Genomic DNA, 18,275 nt, shown 5'->3' with positions numbered 1-18,275 from the left:
CTTATGCTTTTTAGAAAATCATATGGACACCAAGGAAAGGATAGATAGCATGAAATACGATTTTACAACAATCATGGAGCGGGCAGGGCATGATGCCATTGCGGTAGAAATGATCCCGGTACCTGACGCAGAGGTAAAAGAAGGTTTTACAAGGCTTCCCATGTGGGTTGCAGACATGAATTTTCCGACACTGCCGACCATTCTTGAATCAATACAGGAGAGGTTAAAACACCATCATTTCGGATATTTTAATATGTCAGAGGCCTATTTTGACAGCATCATTAACTGGCATAAGGAACGGTTCAATGTGACAGGGCTTACACGTGCTGATATCGGATATGAAAATGGTGTACTGGGGTGCGTCTCCTCCACGATCCAGGCATTTACCGCACCGGGAGAAGCGGTATTGCTGCATTCTCCAACCTATATCGGATTTACAAAGACGATCGAAAATATTGGCAGGAATATCATCCTGAGTGATCTGAAGCTGGATGAGGATGGTATCTGGCGTATGGATTACGAAGATATGGAAAAGAAATTAAAGGAGAACAGCATCCATTGTGCTGTCATATGCTCCCCACATAACCCATCCGGCAGAGTCTGGGAGCGCAGGGAACTGGAGCAGGCGATGGAGCTGTATCGGAAATATGACTGTGTTGTGATCTCTGATGAGATATGGGCTGACCTTACTATGCCCGGCTATACACATATTCCAACTCAGATGGTCTCGGAAGATGCAAAAAACCGGACGGTGAGTATATATGCACCATCTAAGACCTTTAACCTGGCCGGCTTGATAGGTTCCTATCATGTGATCTACAATCCATATCTGCGTGACCGCGTGGGAAAGGTATCTGCGGCCTCCCATTATAATTCCTGTAACGTTCTGTCCATGCATGCTCTTACAGGGGCTTACTGCGAGGAGGGAATGGAATGGGTAGATGAACTGCGGGAAGTATTAAGCAGTAATGTAGATTATGCCTATGACTATATCAACCGCCATTTCCAGGGGGTGAAGCTGGCAAAACCCCAGGGAACTTATATGCTGTTTTTGGATTGTAAAGAGTGGTGTAAAGCGCATGGGAAGACTTTAGACGAGCTGTTGAAAGCAGGAATCGGGGTGGGAGTGATCTGGCAGGACGGCAGACCGTTCCATGGGGAATATGCCATCCGGGTGAATCTGGCACTGCCTCATGAATTAGTAAAGGAAGCGATGGAAAGATTGAAAAAGTATGTATTTTAATCTGATCAAGGATACAACAAAGCATATTTAGAAGATCCATTTGAAACAGGTAACAGGGCAGGAAAATGTGAGTTCTATGGGGCAGACATTTTCCTGCTTTTTATTTTATTAAAATACCGTCACACCGGGGGTTGAAAATTACAGTCAATCGTGTATTCTGGTACTAAGGGTTGACCGAACAGGTCAGACCGATTGAGTCAAACCAGTCAGTAGTATGATTCCGGCAGCGGGCGAGGGGAGGATGCCATGAACGAAAAGTTTTATACACTTCCGGAGGAGAAGCAGCAAAATATCGTCAATGCAGCGATGGAGGTGTTTGCCAAGAATGAGTATAAGCGTGCGTCAACCGATCTGATAGCGGCAAAGGCAGGGATATCCAAAGGGCTTTTATTCTATTATTTTCATAATAAGAAGGAGCTGTATCTGTTTTTATATGATTATCTGATCGAAGTGATGAAGGAACAGGTTGATGCTTCCAGGTTTAGTGAGATTACAGATTTTTTTGAGCTTCTGAGATATGGCGTCTCTATGAAAGTGGGAATCCTGCAGAAGAATCCTTATATCATGGATTTTGCGATGCGGGCGTTCTATTCGGAAAAGGAAGATGTGTCAGATGATCTAAAGGCTGTGAACACAACGCAGGAAGATGCACTTTATAAGATGTATTTCGGTTCCGTTGATATGCATAAGTTTAAAGACGGGGCAGAGCCGTACCATGTTTTCAAAATGCTTCGGTGGATGGCGGATGGGTATCTGCATGATGTGCAGATGTCGGGAAAGCCGGTTATTCTGGAGGAAATGATGGCTGAGTTTGGAGTGTGGATCGAGATGATGAGGAAATTGACATATAAGGAGGAGTATCAGGATGAGTGTGATTGAGATCAGTCATATTACAAAGGATTATGGAAAGGGACGGGGCGTCTTTGATGTCAGTTTTTCTGTACATAAAGGAGAGGTCTTAGGATTTCTGGGACCTAACGGGGCAGGTAAGACGACCACCATACGGCAGCTGATGGGATTTATCAGGCCGGACAGCGGGAAGCTTTCGATTTTAGGGAAGGATTGTTTTCAGGAAGCGGATCAGATCCAGAAGTCACTGGGGTATCTGCCGGGGGAGATCGCATTTATCGATTCCATGAACGGGATGGAGTTCATCCGTTTTGTGGCAAAGATGAAGGGTATGAAAGGACTGGGACGCTCACAGGAGCTGATGGAGCGCTTCGAGCTGGATGCTATGGGCAAGTTAAAGAAGATGTCCAAGGGCATGAAGCAGAAGATCGGGATCGTCTGCGCATTCATGGATCCGGCCGCCGAGATCCTGATCCTGGATGAGCCGACCTCAGGGCTCGATCCCTTAATGCAGAACAGGTTTGTGGAGCTGGTACTGGAGGAGAAAAGGGCAGGAAAGACGATCCTGATGTCCTCCCATATGTTTGAAGAGGTAGAACGTACCTGTGACCGGGCGGCTATCATCCGTGACGGAAGGCTGGTGGCAGTGGAGGAGATGGAGAAGCTGAAAGAAGGACGGCAGAAGAACATCGAGATCACGTTCAGGGATGCAGCTATGGCAGAGGCATTTGCGGCTGAATTTCCGAAAGCATCCCATAAGGCAGGCAGCAGGATGGTAACTGCAGGAGTCGGGAAGAATCTGGATTCCTTCATGAAGAAGGCCGGGGAATATACGATTACAGATCTGGATGTACGCACGCAGAGCCTGGAAGAGTTCTTCATGCATTTCTACGGAGAAGGGGGAAAGAAGTAATGAATGCAACGTTATTTAAGAAAGAAATCAAATCCAACTGGCTGCTGCTTGTGATCTTCCTTGCAGTGCTCAGTATGTATGGCGCGATGATCACAATGATGTTTGATCCGAAGCTGGGGGACAGTTTGAAGATGATGGCAGAGAGTATGCCCGATCTGTTCGCTGCGTTTGGAATGCTAGATGTGGGGACGACTCTGTTAGAGTTCGTGTCAGGTTATTTGTATGGGATGCTCTATGTGGCCTTCCCGGGAGTATTTATCATCATCCTGTCCAACAGGCTGGCGGCAAAATATGTGGATAACGGGTCCATGGCGTATCTGCTTGCAGTGCCTCAGAAGAGATGGAAGATCATGCTGACACAAGGCGTCTTTATGCTGACATCCCTGGTGGTCATGGTGGCATATATCACAGCACTTGTACTGGCTGTCAGTGAGATCCTGTTTCCGGGAGAGATGGAGACGGCGGCGTTCCTCAGAGTGAATGTGGGACTCTTGGGACTTCTTATCTTCTTCGGAGGTGCCTGCTTCTGTGCCTCCTGTTTCTGCAACGAAACTAAGACATCCTCGGGAATCAGTACGGCAGTTGTAGTATACTCTGTGCTTGTGCAGATGATCTCTCAGGTGGGGGATAAGTTCGAGAATCTCAAGTATGCGACGCCGCTGACACTGTTCAATGTGGATGGCCTGGCAGCAGGAGACAAGGACGCATGGCTGACCTGTGTGATCCTGTATGCGGTGGGGCTGGTACTGATGGGAGTCGGGATCGCCAGGTTTAGTAAGCGGGACCTGCCGCTGTAAAATTCTTCATTGCCGCACGGCTCCTGTTCATGGTATCATGATCATATGAAAGTTACACACTTAAAAATGAGAAATGAATAGGAGTACACCAATGCAGTCGATTTTAATCATAGAGGACGACCCCAATATCAACAACATGATCTGCGAGTATCTTAACGACAGCGGCTACGCCTGCACCCAGGCATTTTCCGGGACAGAGGGGGCGCTGCGCTTTCAGATGGAGCACTATGACCTGATCCTTTTAGACCTGATGCTTCCGGGGCAGACGGGAGAGGAACTGATCCATACCTTTGCGGGGAAAGTCCCGGTGATCGTCCTCTCGGCGAAGAATGAACTGGACAGTAAGGTGGAACTGCTTTCCTCAGGCGCCAGTGACTATATCTGCAAACCCTTTGACCTGCGCGAGCTGCTTGTACGCATCCAGGTCCAGCTCCGTAATACGCAGACATTCGAATCCAAAAGTGTTCTCCGTTATAAGGAATGGACACTGGACCCGGAGACACAGGAGATGAATGTGGCGGGGAAGAACATCGATTTTACAAAGCATGAATTCAAGATCCTGGAACTGCTCTGTAAGCATCCGAAGAAGGTATTTACCAAGCAGATTATCTATGAATACGCCTGGGGAGACGAGTATTATATAGAAGATAAGACGATCAACGTACACATCAGCAACATCCGATCCAAGTTAAAACCTACGGGGACAGATTCCTATATCCAGACTGTATGGGGGATGGGCTTTAAACTTTCTTAACCTTTTCTTTGCGATTTTTGAATCCTGCACCGTTACACTGTAGATAACAGCAAAGGATGAACTTCAAAGCAAAGAAAGGAGCTGCCATGAATACAGAATATGCAGTCAAAACGAATAATTTAAGTAAGATATACGGCGCAAAAGCCGCAGTAAGCCATCTCAATATGGAAGTAAGGACAGGGGACATCTATGGATTTATCGGCCGGAATGGTTCCGGCAAGTCTACCACCTTAAAGATGTGCTGCGGACTTGTACACCCTACAGAGGGGGAAATCTCTCTCTATGGGGCGCCTGTGAAGAATCAAAATGCCCGCCGCAGAGTGGGGATGCTGATCGAGGAGCCGGGGCTTTACCCCCATATGACCGCCAGGGAGAACATGATTTTAAATGCAAAGTGCCTGGGGCTTGCCGATTTAAGCAGTGTGGATGCGATCCTGGAGCTGTTAAGCCTCTCCCATGCAGGAAAGAAAAAGGTCAGACAGTTTTCCATGGGAATGAGGCAGAGGCTGGGAATCGCCATGGCACTCCTTGGAAATCCGGATCTTCTTATACTCGATGAGCCGATCAACGGTCTCGATCCGGAAGGGATCAGGGAAGTCAGGGAATGCCTGATCCGGCTGAATGAGGAGGCAGGGAAGACGATCGTTATCAGTTCCCATATCTTAGGCGAGCTGAGCAAGCTTGCCACCCGGTACGGGATCATCAAGGACGGGGAATTGATCCGTCAGATCTCCCGGAAGAAGCTGGAAGAGCAGTGCAGGGATTATCTGGATCTTAAAGTAGACGATGCCGACAGGACGGCTGCCCTTTTATCAGAATATTATCCGGATGCCGGTTACGAGGTATTTGGCAGGAACCAGCTCCATGTGTTCGATTTTCAGGAGTCAGCACCTTTGACTACTCTGCTTGTACAGAATGGTATTGCAGTTCAGTCCAGCAGCCTGCACCGGATGGATCTGGAAGAGTATTTCCTGGATCTGATGGAAGGGGGTGCACAGAATGCTTAATCTTATTCGAATGGATTTATACCGTATTTTCCACAGTAAAAGCTTTTATATCTGCCTGGGGGCTTTAATTCTGTGCAACATCCTGACCTTTGGGATACTGATCGTCCTTATGAATCCGGACTTAAGAAGTTTTCTTCTGCATTACGGCGCTCAGCTTTCGACCGATATCTCAAAGATGGAGGAGGCGTTATCACTTACTACGATCCTGGATGTCTTCTGCCAGGGAGCTATTCAGGGAGGATTCTTTTCTGTGGCTATCGGAGTATTCGCGGCACTGCTTGTATGTACAGATTTTGACAGCGGGTTTATAAAAAACATCTTGTCTTCACATGAAAATAAATGGGATTATATTCTGAGCAAAATAAGCTGCCTGGTTCTGGTTAATTTCCTGTATCTGGCGGGAACGTTTTTGGTGACACTTTTATTAAACGGCTTAAGTGGTGGGATTTTTGCCTGGTCCAGGACGGAAGATATCCTGTTCTATTTATTTTCCACCTGGATGGTGACCAATGGATTCTCAGCACTTACACTGCTGATCTGTATCGTGACACGCAGTAAGGCGGCAGGTGCTGCTGCGGCGATCTGCCTGAACGGCGGGCTGATCGTGATGATTCTAAATGCAGTACTCAATCTGTTCGGTCTGCAGAAGATCATGGAGTTCAGCCTGTATATAAATCTTGCTTCACTCAAGACCGCTTTTCAGGGAACATATCCTCACAGAGCGTGGGTGACAGGAGTTGTATTTCTTGTGATCTACACTGTAATCAGTAAGATCGTGCTGTCCCGCAGGGATATCTGATTCGTCACTGATCATGGTTATGAACAGTGACGCTGATTCAGCGGGAAATTGAAAGGGGGGAATGAGAATGACTGCTTTCATCGCGGTGCTTATCATTACGATCATCATATTGGCGGCATTGCTCATTCTCTATATCAGAGAGGTGCATCACCTTAAGGACCAGCTTGACCAGCTGGAGGCAGGGAGTCAGGTGGAGCTGACGACGAACACGAGAAACCGGGCATTTGTGCAGCTATATCAGAAGTTAAACCATATATTTTCCAAGTCCCGCACAAGAGAGCGGAAGTACATCCGCGCACAGAATCAGCTAAAACAGTCCGTCTCAGACATCGCCCATGATATCCGCACCCCCCTTACGAGTGCATCCGGCTATCTGCAGATGCTGAAAGAGGATACCAAGTCTGAAAAGCAGCTTCGGTATGAGACGATCATCGAAAAGCGGATCGGGGAATTAAAAGAGATGCTGGAAGAGCTGTTTCTCTATACAAAGCTGACCAGTGAGGAGTTTTCGCTGGATTGTAAGGACACGGCCGTATTCCCGGTCTTGAGTGACTGCATGGTCAGCATGTATCATGTATTTGAGGAAAAACAGATCGAACCAAAGATCCGGTTTGAAAATGAGGCAGTCTGTGTATTTGCAGCCCCGGAAGTGCTGGCGCGCATCTTTCGCAATCTGATCAACAACGCCCTCCTGCATGGTGCAGGAGGACTTCGCATTGTACAGAGCGGCACCACGATTTCCTTTATCAACCCGGTAGAAGAGACGGCATCCATGGATGTGGAACGCTTGTTTGACCGGTTTTATAAGGCGGATAAGACCCGCAAAAGAGGATCTTCCGGGCTGGGCCTTGCGATCGTAAAGGAGCTTTGTGAACGCATGGGCGGCACGGCCGAGGCCGGGCTTACGTTAGAAAAAGAACTGGCGGTTTCTGTCACCTTTCTTCCTGCAGCCAAGTAAACTCTGAGTATAGATGGCAAAATAAATACGAATATAGAGACTATATGGTCTGATTCCGGTACTGCATCGGAGTCAGGCCGTATTTTTTCTTAAATACATTCTGGAAATAGGCCTGGCTGGAAAAGCAGAGGTAATTGCTGATCTCACTTAACGTCATATCGGAAAATGTGAGCAGGCTCTTCGCCTCCTCCAGCTTACATCTCATGATAAAGCTGCTGATATCAAAGCCCAGCTCTTTTTTGAATCTCTGGCTGATGTAGGAACGGCTTTTTCCGGCAAATGCGGCCACATCATCCACCCGGATCAGTTCATTTGTATGCCGGGAGATGAACTGGACACAATCGGAGATCTCTTTTGAAAGACCATTCGGAAGCCTGCTTTTGGCCACCCTCTCGGAAAAGTCAAAGATCATGGTGCGCTGCAGGGTGGACAAAGCCTCCACACTCTGCATCTTTTCCCCCTCATTGATATACACGTCACTGAGCTGGTAGGCCTGCTCGATGTCCATACCTCCGGCGATCGCGGCCCTTGTTGTGAGCGTGACACAGGCGATCATCAGATTCTTTTCATTTTGTAGACGCGTATCAGCGATCTTCCCGGTGATCAGCCGTTTCCCTGCAGAGTCCAGGAGGCGTTTGATACGCATGGTCTCTCCATTCTTCACACATTCCAGATACTGCCGTTCAAAGGCATAGGTATTATGGAAGATCTGGTCTTCCTTTGCCTCATGGATCCGGTTGGAATGAAGTACTGAGATCTCTTCTGGTGTTGGTGTATCATCCAGGTGAAAATGACGTGACAGATCCACGGTCTGATTGTTCAGTGAAAGATGGAAAAATGCCAGCGTCTGGGTGAACTGGTTGAAGGAGATCTGCGGGGTATTGGTCAGAAAGTTGGTGATCTGATCTTTGTATTTCGCAGAAATCGTACACTCCTTCATGAACATGCGGATCGTATTGTCTGTGACCGGCACGCTGAAAACAGGTCCGATGATCAGGTATCTTGTACTGTTTTCGATTTTGACATATCCAAAATAGCAGAAGGACTGCAGCAAAAAGTAATCCGGATTCCTGCGGAAGGTAAGCATACCCGGCAGTGTGGAACTGATCTCGCGGATATGGTCGTGATCCGTGGGATAAGAGAACTCCACCAGATCGGGGGTTTGGCACACACTTATGGGGATAAATGTAGATGCATAAAACAGACGGCAGAATTCTTTCAGGTTTTCAATCATATGAGGACCTCCTTTTGGGTGTTGCTTAATTTTACAATATTATGATTGAAATTACAATACTATTGACGCGGCGTATGATATCTTATAAAAAGCAGTAGTAACAGTTCATGCGCACCATTCGAAAAACGTTCCTTCGATGCATTTTGCTGTTGCGAACCGAAATAACCAGTAAACCAGTAGAAAGGGAGTTATTAACATGGAAAAGCAGAAATTAAAAGAGTTAATTGGACAGATGACCTTAGAAGAAAAAGCGGGCTTATGTTCCGGCGCTGATTTTTGGCATACAAAAGGGGTAGAGCGCCTGGGGATTCCTGCTGTTATGGTGAGTGACGGACCTCACGGACTCCGCAAGCAGGATGATAAAGCAGATCACCTGGGAGTAAATGATAGTATTAAGGCAGTATGTTTCCCGGCAGGGTGCGCTACCGCATCCAGCTTTAGCCGTGAAACGGTAGAGTTTTTGGGAGAGTCCATCGGAGAAGAATGCCAGGCAGAAGGAGTCAGCACTGTTCTTGGGCCTGCGATGAACATCAAGCGTTCCCCGCTGTGCGGAAGGAATTTTGAGTACTATTCAGAGGATCCGTTTTTATCCACAGAAATCGCAGGTGCGTTTGTACATGGCGTGCAGAGCAGGAATGTCGGCACAAGTCCGAAGCACTTTATGGCAAACAACCAGGAATACCACCGGATGACCAGCTCTTCGGAGATGGATGAAAGGACTATGCGGGAGATTTACCTGGCATCCTTTGAGGGCATGGTGAAAAAGGAAAAGCCATGGACCATCATGAATTCTTACAATAGATTAAATGGAACCTACCTCTGTGAAAATAAGGAGATCCTTACAGACATCCTCAGAGACGAGTGGGGCTTTGACGGATATGTGATGACTGACTGGGGTGCAATGAATGACCGTGTATCTGCTTTAAAGGCAGGCTGTGAGCTGGAAATGCCGGCATCCTCTGGTATTACGGATGCAGAGATCGTGGCAGCAGTGAAAGACGGAACACTTGCAGAGGAAGTGCTGGATCAGGCATGTGAGAGAATCCTGAATATTGTTTATCGTTTTGAAGAGAACCGTGACAAAGAAGCGGTCTTTGATTACGAGAAGGATCATGAGAGTGCAAGAAAAATTGAGGAGGAATGTATTGTTCTTCTGAAAAATGAAGAGGATATCCTGCCGTTAAAGAAAGAAACAAAAGCTGTATTTATTGGAAAATATGCGGAGGCGCCAAGATTTCAGGGCGGCGGAAGCTCCCATATCAACACGTTCAAGGTAGAATCTGCAGTGGAGGCTGTCAATGCATGGGAAGAGGGTGTAAAGCCAGTCTATGTAAAAGGGTTTGATGACGCAGAGGATGAGACAGATGAGGCTCTTTTGAAAGAGGCGGTAGAGGCAGCAAAGAATGCAGATACAGCCGTTATTTTTGCCGGACTGCCGGACAGCTTTGAATCAGAAGGATATGACCGGAAGCACATGAGAATGCCGGACTGCCAGAACCGTCTGATCGAGGCTGTATCAGAGGTGCAGCCGAATACCGTGGTCGTGTTACATAATGGTTCCCCGGTTGAGATGCCGTGGATCGACCGTGTGAAAGGGGTGGTAGAGGCTTACCTTGGAGGCCAGGCTGTAGGCGGTGCAGTTGTAAATGTCCTGTATGGAAAGGTCAACCCAAGCGGAAGGCTTGCGGAGACATTCCCGCTGCGTCTGGAAGATACGCCATGCTATCTGACCTATGGCGGAGAGTATGATAAGTCCGTATATTCAGAAGGTGTGTTCACAGGATACCGTTACTATGCGTCAAAGGATATGAAGGTCTTATTCCCGTTCGGATACGGCCTGTCCTATACAACCTTTGAGTACAGCAATCTGGTGCTTGACCAGAAGGAGATCAAAGAGAGTGGAAAACTCACCGTTTCCGTAGATGTGACTAACGCAGGCTCCTGTGCCGGAAAAGAAGTGGTACAGCTCTATGTGTCTGCAAAAGAAAGCAAAATGAAACGTCCGGTCAGAGAACTGCGCGGATTTGACAAGATTGCATTAGAACCGGGAGAGACAAAGACCGTCAGCTTTACATTAGACAAACGTGCCTTTGCTTACTGGAGTGTGCAGATCCATGACTGGCATGTGGAGAGCGGCGACTATGAGATCCAGATCGGAAAGTCCGCACAGGAGATCATCCTGAAAGACAGTGTGCAGGTAGAATCAGAAACCGTGATTCCGAAAGTATTTACCATCAATTCCACCATGGGTGAGATCATGGCAGACCCGAAGGGCAAAATGATCCTGGAACAGTCCATGAAAGCCCTGACAGCAGGGGGACCTGCGCAGGCCATGGCAGAAGGGGCACAGGATGAAAGCGGAGCGATCAGCAATGAGATGGTGGCAGCGATGATGGAAGGAATGCCTCTGCGTCAGATACTCAGCTTTGTGCCAGGTGTGAAGAAGGAGATGTTAGAGCAGCTGCTCCAGGCGCTGAACTCATAACATAGAAGATATAATGATTCAGCCATGCAAGCTTGGATCTGCAGCAGAGCAGCTTCTTTTTGCTTCGGCTAAACGTTATATTTGAAGAACCTAAGCTCAGTAAGCAGGCTTTCGTGCATAGATTCTGTAAATAGGACTGCATGGCTGAATATTTGCTAAAAAGTTGTTAAAAAATCTGTGAATTCAAAGAATTGGCTTGTTAAAGTCTGTCAGAAAAAGTATAATAAAGGTGTAAAAAAGAGTGGGCACTAAGGATAGAAGGAAGGAGTTGTTGATTATGTCAAAGAATGTAATGATAACGATTGGACGTCAATTCGGCAGTGGCGGACGTGAAGTGGGTTCAAGACTTGCGAAAAGCTTAAATTTGCCATTATATGACAAACAATTGGTCGAAATGGCAGCAAAGAAACTGGATATCAGTGAAGAAACGGCGGAAGCGGTAGATGAGACAACTCTGAGCAAATTCCTGGCTTCCTATACTTTTTCTCCGGCAACGGTAGTGCCTTATATTGGCAATGTAGATTACTTAGAGCCGATCAATGACAAGATGTTTTATATGCAGTCAGCGATCATACGTGAGTTAGCAAAGAAAGGACCTGCGGTATTTGTCGGAAGATGTGCGGATCATGCATTGAAGGATCACGCAGAAAGTCTGAATGTTTTCATCTGTGCGGATAAGGAAGACAGGATTAAAAGGATCGCAAAGCTTTATGATCTGACGGATAAGAAGGCAGCAGACAAGATCAGGAAGATCGACAGGGAGCGGCGTTACTACTATGAGACCTATACAGGAAAAGACTGGGGTGACATCACATCCCATGACATCATCCTGAATGTGAGCAGACTGGGAATGGACCGGGTAGTGAAAGATCTGGAGATGATTTATCGGGGGATGACACAAGACTAGACCTGGCCGTAAGACTGACAAAGCTGGTTTTGGATACAGATAAGATACAGGAAAGCTTAAAAGAGGTGCAGCTGTGATGGGAAGATCACAGCCGCACCTCTTTTACGGGCAGGGGAAACAGCATCGAAAATCACAGCCGCATGTACGATAGCAGTACCCTGATTTGTTTTAAGTATGTTAATTGTATGCTGGACAATCTCCCTGTTTATGGGGTAAAATATTAACAGTGTGTACAGATAGAGAAGGAAAAAGAGAGGGTTATTCATGTTAACTGGTATGAAGAAATTATTTGCCCCGGTGGATATGACGCAAGGAAGTCCGGGGAAGCGGATCGTGGCTTTTACGATCCCTATGCTGATCGGAAATATTGCGCAGCAGTTATATAATACAGTGGACAGTATTATTGTAGGGCGGTTTGTGGGAGATAATGCACTGGCTGCAGTCGGAAGTGCAGGTCCGATCCTGAATCTGCTGCTTGTATTGTTCGTCGGAATCTCCGTGGGAGTCGGGATCATGGTATCCCAGTATTTTGGAGCAAAGCAGCGGGAGGAGCTGTCGAAGACCATCGGCTGCTGTATCACGCTGACGATCATTACGACCATTCTTGTCATGGCAGTCACACCGTTTGTGACGATGCCGCTCCTTCGGCTTTTAAATACGCCTGATTCGATCATTGGATGGTGCAATTCCTATCTGATGATCTTATTTATGGGGATTATAGGATGTGCCTTTTATAACATCCTGGGCGGAATTTTAAGGGGGCTGGGAGATTCGGTGTCCGCCCTTTTATATCTGTTGGTAGCGACCGTCATCAACATTGTGCTGGATTATGTTTTTGTAGCGAAGTTCGGGATGGGTGTTGCCGGTGTGGCGCTTGCAACGGTGATCGCACAGATGGTATCGGCAGTGTTATCTTTCTTAAAGCTATGCAGGATGAAAGAGGTCTTTGACATGAAGAAGGATTATCTGGCGCCGGAAAAGAAGTATATGTGGGATTTGATCCGGCTGGGACTGCCGTCAGGTGTCACACAGGCGATCTTTTCCTTGTCCATGATCGTGGTCCAGTCTTTGACGAATAGTTTTGGGGAAATGTTTATCGCGGCGAATGTCATTGTCATGCGTGTGGATGGATTTGCCATGATGCCCGCCTTTTCCTTTGGAACTGCAATGACGACCTATGCCGGGCAGAATGTGGGAGCGAAAAGAATGGACCGGGTGGTACAGGGGGCAAGGCAGGGAACCGGGATCGCTGTAGCGACTTCCACGGTGATTACAATGCTGATTCTGCTTTTTGGCAAGTATCTGATGGCGATTTTTACATCGACCCCGGAACTGGTGGATTTGAGCTTCACGATGATGAAGATCCTGGCTGTCGGTTATATTGCAATGGAAGTGACGCAGTGCCTGTCAGGTGTGATGAGGGGCGCCGGGGATACGGTGACTCCAATGTGGATCTCGATGGTGACGACAGTCGTGATCCGTGTGCCGCTGGCATACGGCCTGGCGTATCTGACAAGATCACCTCAGCATCCGAACGGGAACAGTGTCTGTATCTTTGTTTCACTTTTGATATCCTGGATCCTGGGGGCATGTATCACATTTCTCTGCTACCGTGCAGGGCGCTGGAAGAAAAAGGCACTGGGGGATTAGGCAGGAGAGTACAGATATTACATATCAGATTTAAAGAAAGGAAAACGGCCGGGGATAAAAGGATTCCGGCCGTCATTTTATGACACGATGAAATCATATAAACATACGATCTATGCCTGCTATGTGGGCTTTATCACGCAGGCGATCGTGAACAACTTAGGCCCGCTTTTATTTTTAACATTTCAAAAACAGTTTTCTATTTCTGTTGAAAGAATTGGATTCCTGATTACTTTAAATTTCGGGATCCAGCTGATCGTGGATCTGCTGGCGGCGAAATATGTGGATAAGATCGGATACCGTTTCAGTATGGTACTCGCACATTTTATGGCGGCGGCAGGCCTGGTGGGAATGGGGATCTTTCCGTTTCTCTTCCCTTCGCCTTATGTGGGCTTGATGGCCGCAATCTTTTTCAACGCGGTCGGAGGAGGACTTCTTGAGGTTCTGGCGAGTCCGATCGTGGAGGCAGCCCCGAGCAAAGAAAAGGAAAAGGCTATGAGCCTTCTGCATTCTTTTTACTGCTTCGGCCATGTGGGAGTTGTGATCCTGTCCACGGTTGGATTTCATTTGATCGGTATGGAGAACTGGAGAGTTCTTCCTATGTTATGGGCAGTTGTGCCGTTTTTGAATGCATTTGCCTTTATGAAGGTACCGATCCGTGTACTGGTAGAGGAAGAGGACCGTATCCCGGTTAGAAAGCTCTTGTCTATGCGGGTGTTCTGGCTCTTCGTGGTCCTGATGTTATGCGCAGGGGCCTCAGAACAGGCAATGTCCCAGTGGGCATCCTTTTTTGCCGAGAGCAGCCTGCATGTGTCAAAGACCATGGGCGACCTTTTGGGGCCATGCTCTTTTGCTATATTGATGGGGATCTCCCGTGTTTTCTATGGAAAGTGCGGTGAGAAGATCCGGTTGGAAAAATTTATGTATCTAAGCAGCATGCTATGTATCATAAGCTACCTGCTGGCAGTTTTTGCGCCGGTTCCGGTCATCAGCCTGTTAGGATGTGCACTCTGCGGTCTTTCTGTTGGAATCATGTGGCCAGGGACATTCAGCATAGCTGCGCGGGAATGCACTCAGGGAGGAACAGCGCTCTTTGCATTTTTGGCTCTTGCAGGGGATGCCGGATGTATGTCCGGCCCGGGAATCGTCGGGATCGTGGCAGACCATGCCGGGAAATGGGGATTAAAGGGCGGCCTGCTTGCGGCGATTATCTTTCCGGTCTGCATCGGCGCGGTCTTTCTTTTTAAGGCAGAGAAGCATCAGAAAAAAGCGGTATAAATCAGAGATGCCCCCTCTGGCCTGACTCACCAGACCAGAGGGGGCATAATGCCTTTTCATATTCAATTGACATTGATTTAGCGTCCAATTATAATGGGAATCAAAGAAGATACCATGTAAGGACCTCAGAAAGTGGAGCGTTACTTCTGTGCCTCCAGGGACATTTTGCAAACCTCCAGGCTGATATCGTCCGGGACGTTCTGCAGCCCGTTGACAAGGGTCTCTGGTGCTTTGACAATACGCTCGGCGCATCCGGCCTGCAGCGCAAGTCCAAGGTCCATAATCTCAATAGGATTGCCGTCCGCCGATGCCAGATTCAGGGCGTGGGTGTTGGACAGAACATAGATATCTTTCTCGCCGTATGTGTATTTATCGATGTTGGACCGCAGGCTGGTTTTGCTGTCGGCTTTTTCGACAAGCCCCTTTAAGTCAATTTCAAAGCCAAGGCAGCCTGCATTTGCTAAAATCACTTTATTTTTGAATATCGGGATATGGTCCGCTGTGATGACACCGAAGCTGCCTGTAACCGTTATAATGACATCTGCACGGGCGATGAGCTCCTCCTTTTCGCCCACAATATGTCCATCCACCTTTGCCTTGAGCTGGTAGAGAGGGTTACTGTCATAAACCATGGTATTGGCACCTAAGCCTTTGAATTTGGCTGCGACACCGGAGCCGCAGTATCCGTAGCCGAATACCAGGACATTTTTCCCTCCCACAAGCAGACTTGTGGCACGCATAAACCCGTCTACGATGGACTGGCCGACACCTGTGTAATTTTCCAGCAGACGTTTCAGGGCGGAATCGTCAATGACGGCGATGGGGTAGGGGGCCTCATAATTTTCCTGTTCTACATAAAGACGTCCGGACCGGGTCTCTTCGTTGGCACCATCCGGCAGCCAGCCCGGGTTATTGCGTTTGTGGGCAAGGATGAACGCAGCGCCGTTGTCCAAGAAAAGATCGATCTTCTTACCGTTATTGATAACCGCGTCCAAGTTGGCCAGATGTTCTTCGTATGTGTCATCGGATTTACCCAGGACAGTCATGCGGGGAAGGGAAGCCAGATAAGCGGCCGTGTCATCTTTGGTTGTACCAAGATAGCCTACAAAGTAGATGTGCTCTGCTCCTCCGGCCAGTAAACCTTCAATCCAATAGGCGGATTTGGGTTCAATATGCATCGTTGTGGCGATCACCTTTCCCTTGAAGGTCTGCTCTTTCTTGAAACGTTCGTTGTAGGCGGTCACGATGGGCATTCTCTCCCGGAACCATTTCATACGCTCTGCACCGCTTGCAGCTAGATCAGGGTTTTTGACTATAGACTTCATAAGATGTTGTCTCCTTTCAATATTGTATATTTGATGAAGTCAGTATAGATGTATTTTGTAATCAGCCGACATGACATCTGTCTACATTTTGGAGAAAAAAATGAAGAAAAACGAATCTGAAAAATATATTTTGGAATGCTTGAAAAAGTACAATATGGAACATATTTTTGATCCCTGTGATTTGGAACATATTTTTATAGCAGAATTTGAACGCGGTGAATATGTGACCCGCGCGGGTGTTAAGCCTGCATACTTATATATATTTCTGTCGGGATGCGCCCAGGTTCTGCCACTTTCAAAGGACGGTAAACAGGCCTTATTAGACTATTTGAATGCAGGGGAAGTCTGCGGCGACCTGGAATTGCTGCTGAACCTTGCAGAGATAAAAAAGTCCTATTATGATGTGAAGATGTTTAAGCCAGGCAAGGTCATAGCGATCCCAAGCAGCTATGTGCAGCAGGTTTTAACCTCCAGGGCACAGTTTCTATTGTATATCTGCACAAAGACCATGGAGAAGCTGGATGTGAGTTCACGGGGGCTGTCCAAAAGTCTGGTTTATGATGCAAAGTCACGCACCCTGGGGTATATCGATGAATGCCGCCGGGCGGCAAAGGGCGATGTGATCACCTTTAAGCCCACGGAGATAGCACTGAAATTGGGAATAAGCTACAGGCATATGTGCAGGATCTTAGACGAACTGGTTTCAGAAGGAATGGTACAAAAAGTGCCGGGAGGACTGAAAGTATTAAAACAGACGGATGGCTTCATTAATTTCAAACTTTAATACATCGTTTCATCGTGCACAATGCCGAACTTTCATAGAACGGCATTGTGCATTTTTTATATGAATCTATTAAAAAAAGAAAAAAAGAAGGACAAATGTCATAATTATGATTTTGCGCGTGATGATATACTCAATAACGAAATATAAGTCGGCGGGAAACGGGAGTGCAGCGTTTCTAAAACAAATACTATAACAAGACAAGGGGGAATAAACTTGTGAAAACCATGAAGAAGAAACTGATAATGGTACTGCTTACGGCAATCGTCCTGGTGAACACAGGCGGATGCAGCGCACACGGGAATCAGTCTGGAGACGATCAGATAAAAGTGGCGCTGGTGCACACCATATCAGGGCTTGGTGACAAATCTATTAACGACAGCGGTCTGGCTGCGTTGAAACGGGCAAAGAAAGAACTGGGCGTCAGCTACACGAATGTTGAACCAAAGGAGTACAGTGACTACGATGCTTACTTCATGGAGCTGGCAAGCTCTGAGGAGTTCGATCTGATCATTGCTTTGGGTGCGGAACAAAAAGAAGCACTTATGAAGGCTGCCAAATATTTTCCGGAGCAAAAGTTTTCAGCCAACAGTTTTGAGGTCAGCATGGATAATATCTCATGCCAATCCGCGATCTGGGAAGAGTTCCTGTTCATGTCCGGTTATCTGAACAGCAGGCTCACTACCATGGATGCGCTGCCAAATGCCAATGACCAGGCTGTGATTGGTATTATAAGTGCCATGGAAATCCCACCTCAAACCAGACCGGTAGTCGGCTACATCTGCGGTGCCAAGTACGCAGACAGTCAGGTTGAGGTGCTAACCAGCGTCGTCGGGGATTTTGTTGATACCAACAGGGCGCAGGAACTGGCGATTGCCCAGTACAGCAAAGGGGCAGATATCATCCAGGATTTCTGCGGCAAGGCGAAATTTGGTATTTTGAACGCCGCTAAACTGCACGACGGCTATGTTACCGGAGCGGCGACAAACCTCAATGCTGAGGTTCCTGATCTTGTGCCGCATTCCACGCTGAACCCCATTGAGAATCAGATTTTTGATGACATCAAGGCTGTGAAGGATGGTACGTGGAATTCCCAGACGAAATATGGCGGCATTAAGAGCGGTTTGTTTGTAATGCATTTTGAAGATTCTAATTTGCATGTACCCCAGGAGATCATCGATGATGCATATGCAGCAGCTGATAAGATATCAAGCGGTGAACTGAAATTACCTTCCACATATGGGGAGATAGATCAGTGGGTCGCTGAAAACTGCAAGTAAGCAGCGGAGGACGTAATT

At 47.4% G+C, this 18,275-nt stretch carries 16 protein-coding genes; 14 read left to right on the top strand and 2 right to left on the bottom strand.

Annotated features, from left to right (window positions below; translation table 11 throughout):
• The first annotated feature begins 49 nt into the window (after window positions 1-49).
• The 8 genes from AC4OGX_RS07275 to AC4OGX_RS07240 all read left to right on the top strand — a co-directional run bounded on the left by AC4OGX_RS07275 (window position 50) and on the right by AC4OGX_RS07240 (window position 7,320).
• Window positions 50-1,243, top strand: a complete 1,194-nt coding sequence (locus AC4OGX_RS07275) for a MalY/PatB family protein (RefSeq protein ID WP_493329463.1) — start codon at window positions 50-52, stop codon at window positions 1,241-1,243.
• A 246-nt stretch (window positions 1,244-1,489) separates the two neighbouring features.
• The gene (locus AC4OGX_RS07270; protein ID WP_493329461.1) at window positions 1,490-2,122 is read left to right on the top strand and encodes a TetR/AcrR family transcriptional regulator; all 633 of its coding nucleotides are present in this window, start codon (window positions 1,490-1,492) and stop codon (window positions 2,120-2,122) included.
• A complete protein-coding gene (locus AC4OGX_RS07265; RefSeq protein WP_493329460.1) occupies window positions 2,109-3,005 on the top strand; it encodes an ABC transporter ATP-binding protein in 897 nt (298 codons plus the stop codon). Before AC4OGX_RS07270 ends, AC4OGX_RS07265 begins: the two co-directional genes overlap by 14 nt.
• Complete coding sequence (locus AC4OGX_RS07260) at window positions 3,005-3,802, top strand: ABC transporter permease subunit (protein WP_493329459.1); 798 nt, start codon at window positions 3,005-3,007, stop codon at window positions 3,800-3,802. Before AC4OGX_RS07265 ends, AC4OGX_RS07260 begins: the two co-directional genes overlap by 1 nt.
• 91 nt (window positions 3,803-3,893) lie before the next feature.
• Window positions 3,894-4,556, top strand: coding sequence for a response regulator transcription factor (locus tag AC4OGX_RS07255; protein WP_493329458.1), 663 nt, complete (start codon window positions 3,894-3,896; stop codon window positions 4,554-4,556).
• A gap of 86 nt (window positions 4,557-4,642) precedes the next feature.
• Complete coding sequence (locus AC4OGX_RS07250) at window positions 4,643-5,563, top strand: ABC transporter ATP-binding protein (RefSeq protein ID WP_493329456.1); 921 nt, start codon at window positions 4,643-4,645, stop codon at window positions 5,561-5,563.
• Window positions 5,556-6,362, top strand: coding sequence for an ABC transporter permease (locus AC4OGX_RS07245; RefSeq protein WP_493329455.1), 807 nt, complete (start codon window positions 5,556-5,558; stop codon window positions 6,360-6,362). The genes AC4OGX_RS07250 and AC4OGX_RS07245 overlap by 8 nt, the downstream gene beginning before the upstream one ends.
• Window positions 6,363-6,429: 67 nt before the next feature.
• The gene (locus tag AC4OGX_RS07240; protein ID WP_493329454.1) at window positions 6,430-7,320 is read left to right on the top strand and encodes a sensor histidine kinase; all 891 of its coding nucleotides are present in this window, start codon (window positions 6,430-6,432) and stop codon (window positions 7,318-7,320) included.
• Window positions 7,321-7,360: 40 nt separating this feature from the next.
• On the opposite strand, the gene AC4OGX_RS07235 is transcribed toward AC4OGX_RS07240, so the two are convergent.
• Window positions 7,361-8,554, bottom strand: a complete 1,194-nt coding sequence (locus AC4OGX_RS07235; protein ID WP_493329453.1) for a helix-turn-helix domain-containing protein — start codon at window positions 8,552-8,554, stop codon at window positions 7,361-7,363.
• 196 nt (window positions 8,555-8,750) lie between these two features.
• Between AC4OGX_RS07235 and AC4OGX_RS07230 the strand changes: the two genes are divergently transcribed.
• The 4 genes from AC4OGX_RS07230 (at window position 8,751) to AC4OGX_RS07215 (ending at window position 14,871) form a co-directional block, all read left to right on the top strand.
• On the top strand, window positions 8,751-11,039 hold the full coding sequence (locus tag AC4OGX_RS07230; RefSeq protein ID WP_493329452.1) for a glycoside hydrolase family 3 C-terminal domain-containing protein: 2,289 nt from the start codon (window positions 8,751-8,753) through the stop codon (window positions 11,037-11,039).
• 277 nt (window positions 11,040-11,316) lie between these two features.
• The gene (locus tag AC4OGX_RS07225) at window positions 11,317-11,946 is read left to right on the top strand and encodes a cytidylate kinase-like family protein (RefSeq protein ID WP_493329451.1); all 630 of its coding nucleotides are present in this window, start codon (window positions 11,317-11,319) and stop codon (window positions 11,944-11,946) included.
• 276 nt (window positions 11,947-12,222) lie between these two features.
• On the top strand, window positions 12,223-13,596 hold the full coding sequence (locus tag AC4OGX_RS07220; RefSeq protein WP_493329450.1) for an MATE family efflux transporter: 1,374 nt from the start codon (window positions 12,223-12,225) through the stop codon (window positions 13,594-13,596).
• A gap of 87 nt (window positions 13,597-13,683) precedes the next feature.
• Entirely contained in the window at window positions 13,684-14,871 is a 1,188-nt protein-coding gene (locus tag AC4OGX_RS07215) for an MFS transporter (RefSeq protein WP_493329449.1), read from the top strand.
• Window positions 14,872-15,011: 140 nt separating this feature from the next.
• Here the strand turns inward: AC4OGX_RS07215 and AC4OGX_RS07210 are convergent, their stop codons facing one another.
• A complete protein-coding gene (locus tag AC4OGX_RS07210; protein WP_493329448.1) occupies window positions 15,012-16,196 on the bottom strand; it encodes an adenosylhomocysteinase in 1,185 nt (394 codons plus the stop codon).
• Between the two features lie 100 nt (window positions 16,197-16,296).
• Here AC4OGX_RS07210 and AC4OGX_RS07205 point away from each other — a divergent pair, with 100 nt between their 5' ends.
• Together AC4OGX_RS07205 and AC4OGX_RS07200 are read left to right on the top strand one after the other, a co-directional pair.
• Entirely contained in the window at window positions 16,297-16,980 is a 684-nt protein-coding gene (locus AC4OGX_RS07205; protein WP_493329447.1) for a Crp/Fnr family transcriptional regulator, read from the top strand.
• 224 nt (window positions 16,981-17,204) lie between these two features.
• Window positions 17,205-18,257 carry a BMP family ABC transporter substrate-binding protein gene (locus AC4OGX_RS07200; RefSeq protein WP_493329446.1) on the top strand — a complete coding sequence of 351 codons (1,053 nt, stop codon included), beginning with the start codon at window positions 17,205-17,207 and terminating at the stop codon, window positions 18,255-18,257.
• The last annotated feature ends 18 nt before the right edge of the window (window positions 18,258-18,275 follow it).

The sequence above is a fragment of the Faecalicatena sp. genome, from assembly GCF_058819085.1.
Note: the sequence above shows the minus strand (reverse complement) of the source record. Positions and strands in the feature narration are given on the sequence as shown.